The following is a 7,589-nucleotide window of genomic DNA, read 5'->3' on the forward strand; positions in this document are numbered from 1 at the left end:
TGATCAGCATGGCAACTCCTTGGCACGGGATTGCCATGTTGCCAGAACTGCTTGCAGTACCTCTCGGCCATGCAGCAACGGACGCTTGTTTTTAAGCAGCCAATCGTCCGGGACCCGACAGCTATCCAGGCCGCTGGATACACTCCAGAATTATTGGCGTTAGCCGAAACCGAGCAGGCAAATGCTGAGGAGCCGCAGTCGAAATGTTGCGGCTCAACTTCAGCAAAGACCTCTTGCTGTGGATAGCGTCTTCCTTCGCTCAATAAAAACCGGTTTTCGATCTGCTTAGGAAGTCGGCTACGGCTTGGGGAATTTCAAGGTGAAGCGAGTTCGTCCATCAGCAGAAGTGGCCGCAATGGAGCCGCCATGGGCTTCAACAATCGCTCTGGTGATCGCCAGCCCCAATCCGCTACCGTCTGAGTCCGGATGTGCCCTGGAAGGGTCAGCTCGATAGAAGCGGTCAAATAACCTGGGCAGGACTTTGGGATCAATGTCCTGCCCTGTGTTTTCCACAGTGACAAGTGTCCAGGGCGCTGAAGTCCCAATGTCGATGGTGACCATGCCAGCCTGCGGCGTATAGCGCAAAGCATTAGATAGCAAATTACTCACAGCACGATGAAACATCAGCCGATCACCATCAACGAGTCCATCACCATTTAACCTCAAATGAATTTGCTTTTCTTCCGCTACAGCCTCATAGAACTCCAGCAATGCATACGCTTCTTGCTGTGCGGAGAACTGTTCCTTGCGCGGTAGGCTCACGCCCCGTTCGGTTTTGGCCAGGAACAACATGTCTGACACCATGCGTGCTAAGCGCTGAAACTCTTCGGCATTAGAGGCAAGAATGTCTCGGTATGTCGCGGCATCACGCTTGGATGCCAGCACTACCTGAGTCTGCGTCAACAGGTTGCTGATGGGCGTACGTAGTTCATGGGCCAAATCAGAAGCGAAATCTGTCAGTCGCTGAAAATCGTCCTGCAATCGATCCAGCATGCGATTGAGCTCATGCGCCAAATCGGCCATTTCTACAGGTACAGCCTCGACCGGCATGCGTTCACTCATCTTCTGTCCCGTCACAACAGCCGCACGTGATTTCATCTCTCGCAGCGGTGCTAGCCCTTGTCGCGCCGCGAGCCAAGACAGAAGTGAGCAAAGCAAAATTGCTGCGATCACATAAATAGCAAAGCTTGTGCGAATTCCGTTGAGGAATTGAATGTGATGCTTGGTGTCTGCTGCGATCACTACCTTTAATGGCGACGGTGCGTAGGCCGGGAGCGTCTCAAAGCTCAAGGTGTGGAATTCTGCATCTGCGTGCCGCCACACCTCAAACGATCCTTCCTTGTCGATAAAAGTCGAATTGCGATCAGGCACTGCAAAGCCAGATGCGGGCGATTGAAATACGGTTTCTCCTTGGGCATCCTTCACTTGGACCTGAAGATCCTCGTGATAGTTCAGTGCCTCATTTAAACGCCAACGAGCATCATCGACCGACTTGGTGTTCTGGAGAATCTTTTCGATCAAATGGCGCTTGTCCTGAAGCGTCATTCGGTCCAATTCCACGAAATGCTTTTCTGTAACGACGAGAAATAGACCGCCTAAACCAAGCACTACGGCTGTCGCAACAACCGTAAAAAAAGGGCCAAACGACTCGTCAAAGAGAGCTTTCCCTTCCGAATGAGATGCTGCACCTACTCCTCCTCGGGGACTTCAAGCACATAGCCCATTCCCCGTACAGTCTGGATCAGTTTGATCGAATGGCCTTCGTCAATTTTGACTCGCAGACGGCGCATGGCCACCTCGATGACATTGGTGTCACTGTCGAAGTTCATGTCCCATACCTGCGATGCGATCAACGAACGTGGAAGCACTTCACCATGTCGACGCATCAGCAACTCCAAGAGTCCGAACTCTTTGGCCGTGAGGTCAACACGTTTGCCACTGCGAGATACGCGGCGACGCAGTAGGTCTAGCTCGAGATCTGCAACAGTCAGAGTAGTGCCTTCATTGGCCGGATGTCCGCGTCTAAGAATGATGCGAACTCTGGCAAGTAACTCTGCAAACGAAAACGGCTTCACCAGGTAATCATCTGCACCGAGCTCGAGCCCTTTGACGCGATCCTCGACATGGTCCCGTGCAGTAAGGAACAGGACCGGCATATGCAATCCCCGATCACGGAGTGCTTGGAGGACCTGCCAACCATTGAGTCCCGGCAGCATGACATCCAAGATCACCAATGAGTATTCACCTTGCAGAGCCATATGCAAGCCATCTGAACCATTTGGAACCAGATCAGCAATGTATCCAGCCTCGGTTAGTCCTTGGCGCAGGTACTCACCTGTTTTAGGCTCATCCTCGACAATCAAAATCCTCATGTAATCGCTCCGCTGCAGTAGACGCTCGAGAGTGTGCCGAGTTTGACGCCCTCTGACATGAAGATAAGAAAAATGTAATGTTCTTGAAATCCTGGCGATAGAAAGGCTCAACACTGCCTCGTTGTTCCTTCCTGGGCAGTCATCAAGCGTGGCGACCAGAGTGAACCTTCTAGCTGCAACGAAGGCATTTCTGGATAGGAGCCGCCCATCGCACCGAACATGACGTGAGCATTACATGAATGTAATGAATGAGTCACCCCACAGAAATTCAGCAGGCCCTAGCATATTAAACATATCGAGCGCTTGTTGTTTCAGCCAGCGTCGCCGAAAACGAATTTCTTGACAACTCTGGAGGATTTCACCCTATGCCGCGTCGTTCGCCATTTCTTGTTACTCCCTCACAAGGGTTCTCTCGTCGGCGTTTTGTTCAGGGGCTAGCCGCAGGTGGCGTTCTAGCAGGACTGTCGACACAGTCGCTCATGGCCTTCGCCCAACAAGGCGCTACGGTGCGTGGCGCTGCGCCAGTACTGCGTGGCAATGAGTTCGATTTGGTGATCGCCGAGTCCCCGGTGAACTTCACCGGGAAGCCAGGTATGGCGACCACCATCAATGGTTCTCTTCCTGGGCCTACCCTGCGCTGGCGTGAGGGAGAAACTGTGACCATTCGCGTCACGAACAAGCTACGGGAGGCAACTTCTATCCACTGGCACGGCATTATCTTGCCCTATCAGATGGACGGGGTCCCTGGCATTAGCTTTGCTGGCATCCCTCCAGGAGAGACGTTCACTTACCGTTTCAAGGTCCAGCAAAGCGGTTCCTACTGGTATCACTCACATTCAGGCATGCAGGAACTCACCGGCATGTATGGATCGATCATCATCGATCCCGCAGGACCTGAGACTATCCGTTCAGATCGTGACCATGTCGTGCTCTTCTCCGATTGGACTGACGAAGACCCCATGCGCGTTTTCGCAAAGCTCAAGGTTCAGGGCGACTACTACAACTACAACCAACCCACGGTCTTTGATTTCTTCCGTGATGCATCGCGTGATGGCGTGTCAGCGGCATTAGACAAGCGCAAGATGTGGAACGAGATGCGCATGAATCCAACGGATTTAGCCGACCTCTCTTCTGCGACTCTGACCTACCTCGCAAATGGCGTCACACCTGCCGGCAATTGGACAGCTCTTTTCCGCCCGGGCGAGCGTGTTCGACTGCGCATGGTCAACGGCGCGGGCAATACCTTCTATGACGTACGTATTCCGGGTCTGAAGCTCACTGTGGTGCATGTTGACGGCGTCGACGTAGAGCCTGTGACTGTCGATGAATTCCGATTCGGCCCTGGCGAAACCATAGACGTGATTGTCGAGCCACGTGATGACGCCTATACGATTTTTGCCCAGTCGATGGACCGAACAGGCTACGCACGCGCTACGTTAGCAGTGCGCGAAGGTCTACAAGCTCCTGTCCCTGCACTCGATCCCGTCGAATGGCTGGGTATGAGCGACATGATGGGCGCCATGAGCCATGGCAGTTCCGGAGCCGACATGGACATGACCGGCATGTCTGGGATGACCGGCATGTCTGGGATGACCGGCATGTCTGGGATGACCGGCATGTCTGGGATGACAGGTATGGCCGGGATGTCTGGGATGTCTGGGATGTCTGGGATGTCTGGGATGTCTGGGATGTCTGGGATGTCTGGGATGTCTGGGATGTCTGGGATGACGGGCATGGCCGGGATGGCTGGTATGTCGGGGGCAATGGCCGGCATGGATCATGGTGCGATGGACGGCATGAATCACGGTGGTATGGCAATGGACCATAGTCAGCATGCCATGTCTGCTGGGGGCTTGGCAGTGCCCAGCACCACAGCACGCCATGCTCGCACTGAATATGGCGCGAGAACAGATATGCGAGTCGATATGGCCCGCACCAATCTCGACGATCCCGGTATCGGTCTGCGCAATAACGGCAGACGCGTGCTGACCTTGGCCGATCTACATACACCTTCAGGTCCGATGGACTCGCGCGGTCCTGGACGAGAGGTGGAGTTGCACCTGACGGGCAATATGGAGCGTTATTCCTGGTCTCTTGATGGATTGGAGTTCGGGCAATCAACGCCTGTTCACTTCCGTCACGGCGAGCGTTTGCGGGTCATCCTACACAACGACACCATGATGACTCACCCTATGCACTTGCATGGGATGTGGAGTGAACTGGAGAGCCCTGATGGTCGATTCCTCGCCCGTCGACACACCTTGCCAGTACAGCCTGCGCAACGCATCAGCTTCTTGGTGACGGCAGATGCTCTGGGGCGCTGGGCATGGCATTGCCACCTGATGTTCCACATGGATGCAGGCATGTTCCGCGAAGTCGTAGTGTCTTGAACAAACCTCACAAGGAAGATCAAAAATGTCCAAAGCACTCCCTATTCGTGCATTGTCCACTGCGCTCCTCGCTCTGGTGAGTATTGCGGCCCAGGCGCAAAGCGACCATTCATCGCATGGCCAAGCGGATATGCAAATGGAAGCACCGGCAAGCCCTGCCACAACTGCAGCTGATCCACATGCAGGTCATGGTGCTATGACTGGCAGCGCTGCAAGCGGCCCTGCGATGGATCACGGCAGCATGCAGATGCAAGGGGGATCCGCACCTCCAGATGCTCGCGACCCGCATGGGTATTCCAATGGGCTGACCTTGGGATCGGGCGATTACGCGGTGCCTGGCGTCCCGCGCTTGATGCTTGCGGACGAGCATACCTTTGCCTCGCTGCGTGGTGAGACCCTGGAACGCCGTTTTTCACGCAGAGGTGATGATTCAACGGCCTATGACTTGCAAGCATGGTACGGGACCTCATACAACAAAGCTGTCTTGAAGGCAGAAGGTGACGTCGCCAAAGGAAAGCTCGAAGAGTCTCGCACCGAACTGCTATGGAGCCGTGCTGCCACAACCTATTGGGATACACAGCTTGGTCTGCGCTTAGACAACGGCGTGGGACCTAGCCGTCAATGGCTGGCATTTGGTGTACAGGGCCTAGCCCCTTACTGGTTCGAGCTGGAGGCCACAGCCTATGTTGGCAGTGGCGGCAGAACTGCGCTTCGCCTAAATGCAAGCTACGAACTATTGCTGACTCAGCGCCTGATCCTTGAGCCTAGAGCTGAAATGCAGTTTTACGGCAAGGATGATCCAGAGCGCCACATCGGCAAGGGCCTAGCCGAAGCATCTGCGGGCTTGCGACTGCGCTACGAGTTCAGCCGTCAGTTCGCTCCATATATCGGCGTCGAACGTGCGGGCAGTTTCGGGCGAACCGCAGATCTCGTTCGTGCAGACGGCGGCCGTGCTCAACAAACACGATGGGTGGCCGGTGTCCGCTTCTGGTTCTAGCCAGACCAATGTGCACTTCCTCGCTGGCGCGTTCTTGAGGGCGCGCCAACTCCATAGACCCAGATTCGCAATCGATTTTCAAACCACCATCACACTTAGATAGGAGTCCTCATGAACCGCTCAACCCAGGTAGCTAAGTACATCGCACCAATCGCCGCAACTCTGTTCGCTTCTGCAGCATTTGCCCATCCTTCGCTAGTCTCCTCGTCACCTGCGGATAAGTCGCAGGTTGCTGCACCTGCAACGATTGAGCTGAAGTTCTCGGAAACGCTGGTTCCTCAGTTCTCGGCTGCGAACTTGATCATGACGGGCATGCCCGGGATGCCGAACCACGGTGCAATGAAGGTCAGCGCAAGCGTCTCTGGCGCTAGCGATGGCAAAACCATGGTCATTACTCCTGCGCAAGCACTTCAACCCGGTGCCTATCGCGTGGATTGGCGTGCCGTGTCTTCGGACACACACCCGATCAATGGCAATGTCACATTTCAGGTGAAGTAACCAAATGGCCGAGGATTGGTTCACCATCGTTTTGCGCCTCGCGCTTTATCTGGACATGGCTGCAGCTTTTGGCGTCGCCGTGTTCGGCGTCTATGCCCTTGGCCATGACGAGCGATCCTTGGCAATTGCGCGTCGCTATCGAGTTTGCATTGGTGTATTTGCAGCAATCGGGATTGGACTGTCAGTGATTGGCATGACAGTCCTTGCCAAGGCCATGTCCGGTGCTCAAACTTACGCTGAGTTGTCAACGCATATCTTCGAGATGCTGATCACCGGCACTCACATGGGCCTTGCTTGGTGCATTCGTATTCTTGCGCTAGCGCTTTGCATCTTGATTGCCCTAGTGAAGTTCAATCCAACGTTTCGCTTCGTTGCCATGTCCGCATCTAGCGGTGTAGCGCTGGCGACACTGGCCTGGGCTGGTCACGGTGCGATGGACGACGGAATGCGTGGATACGTCCACCTTGCTTCAGATATCTTCCATCTCTGGGCAGCAGGTGCATGGGTCGGCGCGTTACTTGCTTTTTTGATCTTAGCAACAAGTAGGGCAAATGCGACACAGGACACTGTCGCCATATTGAGCCGAACATCAAACGGCTTCGCCCATATCGGAACTCTTATCGTTTTCGTTCTTGCGGCCAGTGGTGTAGTCAACTATGTATTGATCGCAGGGCCTTCGCTTGATCCGCTTGTTTCGACACTCTATGGTCAGTTGCTGCTAGGCAAGCTAGTGCTGGTTCTCGGAATGCTTGCTTTGGCAGCTGCAAATCGGTTCCGGCTTAGTCCAAGTCTGGAGGCATCATTGGGCTCAGGGAATCGCGCGCAAGCAGTCGCTAAGCTACGCCAGAGCCTGTTCATGGAGACAACACTTGCAGTTCTGGTTTTGGCGAGTGTGGCTTGGTTAGGGATTCTTTCCCCAAAAGGAATTTGATCCTCCGAGATCAACCACCGACAGCAGAAGCGGAGCTGCTCTAAGCAGACGTAGACACTGATAGGAAGGGTAAAACGCTTCCGTCGATTCATGCTTGGATGGCGTCCGCTGTTAATTTCCACGCAAAACTGACCCGCCGGGGATGCGGATAAAAACTTGGACTGGTTTTATGCGGCTAGACCAAGTTTTTGCCGGTATTGCACAGGGCTCAAACGCCCCAGAGATACCTTGATACGTTTTTCGTTGTACCAACGGATGTAGGTATCTACGGCTTCAATGAACGTAAGCGTCCGGCAAACCCAGGCCTACCGAGGCCGGTGATCAGGCGTCGGCGGGTTTCCAGCGGTGTGGCAGGAGCTCGACGATGCGGCTGGCCTTGTGCGTGGGCAGTCGCGTGAGCA

Annotated in this window: 5 protein-coding genes and 2 pseudogenes; 4 read left to right on the top strand and 3 right to left on the bottom strand. The window is 54.6% G+C overall.

Annotated features, from left to right (window positions below; genetic code table 11):
* Positions 1-297: 297 nt before the first annotated feature.
* Both SJH88_RS17890 and SJH88_RS17895 read right to left on the bottom strand, forming a co-directional pair.
* Positions 298-1,688, bottom strand: a pseudogene (locus SJH88_RS17890) (heavy metal sensor histidine kinase).
* The gene (locus SJH88_RS17895; protein WP_207576285.1) at positions 1,689-2,372 is read right to left on the bottom strand and encodes a heavy metal response regulator transcription factor; all 684 of its coding nucleotides are present in this window, start codon (positions 2,370-2,372) and stop codon (positions 1,689-1,691) included. It lies immediately after the preceding pseudogene.
* Positions 2,373-2,737: 365 nt separating this feature from the next.
* Between SJH88_RS17895 and SJH88_RS17900 the strand changes: the two genes are divergently transcribed.
* From SJH88_RS17900 to copD, 4 genes are all read left to right on the top strand, one after another.
* On the top strand, positions 2,738-4,762 hold the full coding sequence (locus SJH88_RS17900) for a copper resistance system multicopper oxidase (RefSeq protein WP_274755259.1): 2,025 nt from the start codon (positions 2,738-2,740) through the stop codon (positions 4,760-4,762).
* Between the two features lie 25 nt (positions 4,763-4,787).
* A complete protein-coding gene (locus tag SJH88_RS17905; RefSeq protein WP_179954953.1) occupies positions 4,788-5,759 on the top strand; it encodes a copper resistance protein B in 972 nt (323 codons plus the stop codon).
* Positions 5,760-5,870: 111 nt separating this feature from the next.
* Entirely contained in the window at positions 5,871-6,257 is a 387-nt protein-coding gene (gene copC / locus SJH88_RS17910) for a copper homeostasis periplasmic binding protein CopC (protein WP_207576283.1), read from the top strand.
* Between the two features lie 4 nt (positions 6,258-6,261).
* Entirely contained in the window at positions 6,262-7,188 is a 927-nt protein-coding gene (copD, locus tag SJH88_RS17915) for a copper homeostasis membrane protein CopD (protein WP_034398829.1), read from the top strand.
* 167 nt (positions 7,189-7,355) lie between these two features.
* Here the strand turns inward: copD and SJH88_RS17920 are convergent.
* Positions 7,356-7,469 (bottom strand): annotated as a pseudogene (locus SJH88_RS17920) (IS3 family transposase); the annotation flags it as partial.
* Between the last annotated feature and the right edge of the window lie 120 nt (positions 7,470-7,589).

The organism is Comamonas sp. GCA5, assembly GCF_036541385.1.
GTDB lineage: Bacteria > Pseudomonadota > Gammaproteobacteria > Burkholderiales > Burkholderiaceae_C > Comamonas > Comamonas aquatica.

Coding starts and splice junctions, on each gene's coding strand:
- SJH88_RS17905 (WP_179954953.1), top strand. CDS start 4,788: ATGTCCAAAGCACTCCCTATTCGTGCATTGTCCACTGCGCTCCTCGCT.
- copD (WP_034398829.1), top strand. CDS start 6,262: ATGGCCGAGGATTGGTTCACCATCGTTTTGCGCCTCGCGCTTTATCTG.
- copC (WP_207576283.1), top strand. CDS start 5,871: ATGAACCGCTCAACCCAGGTAGCTAAGTACATCGCACCAATCGCCGCA.
- SJH88_RS17900 (WP_274755259.1), top strand. CDS start 2,738: ATGCCGCGTCGTTCGCCATTTCTTGTTACTCCCTCACAAGGGTTCTCT.
- SJH88_RS17895 (WP_207576285.1), bottom strand. CDS start 2,372: ATGAGGATTTTGATTGTCGAGGATGAGCCTAAAACAGGTGAGTACCTG.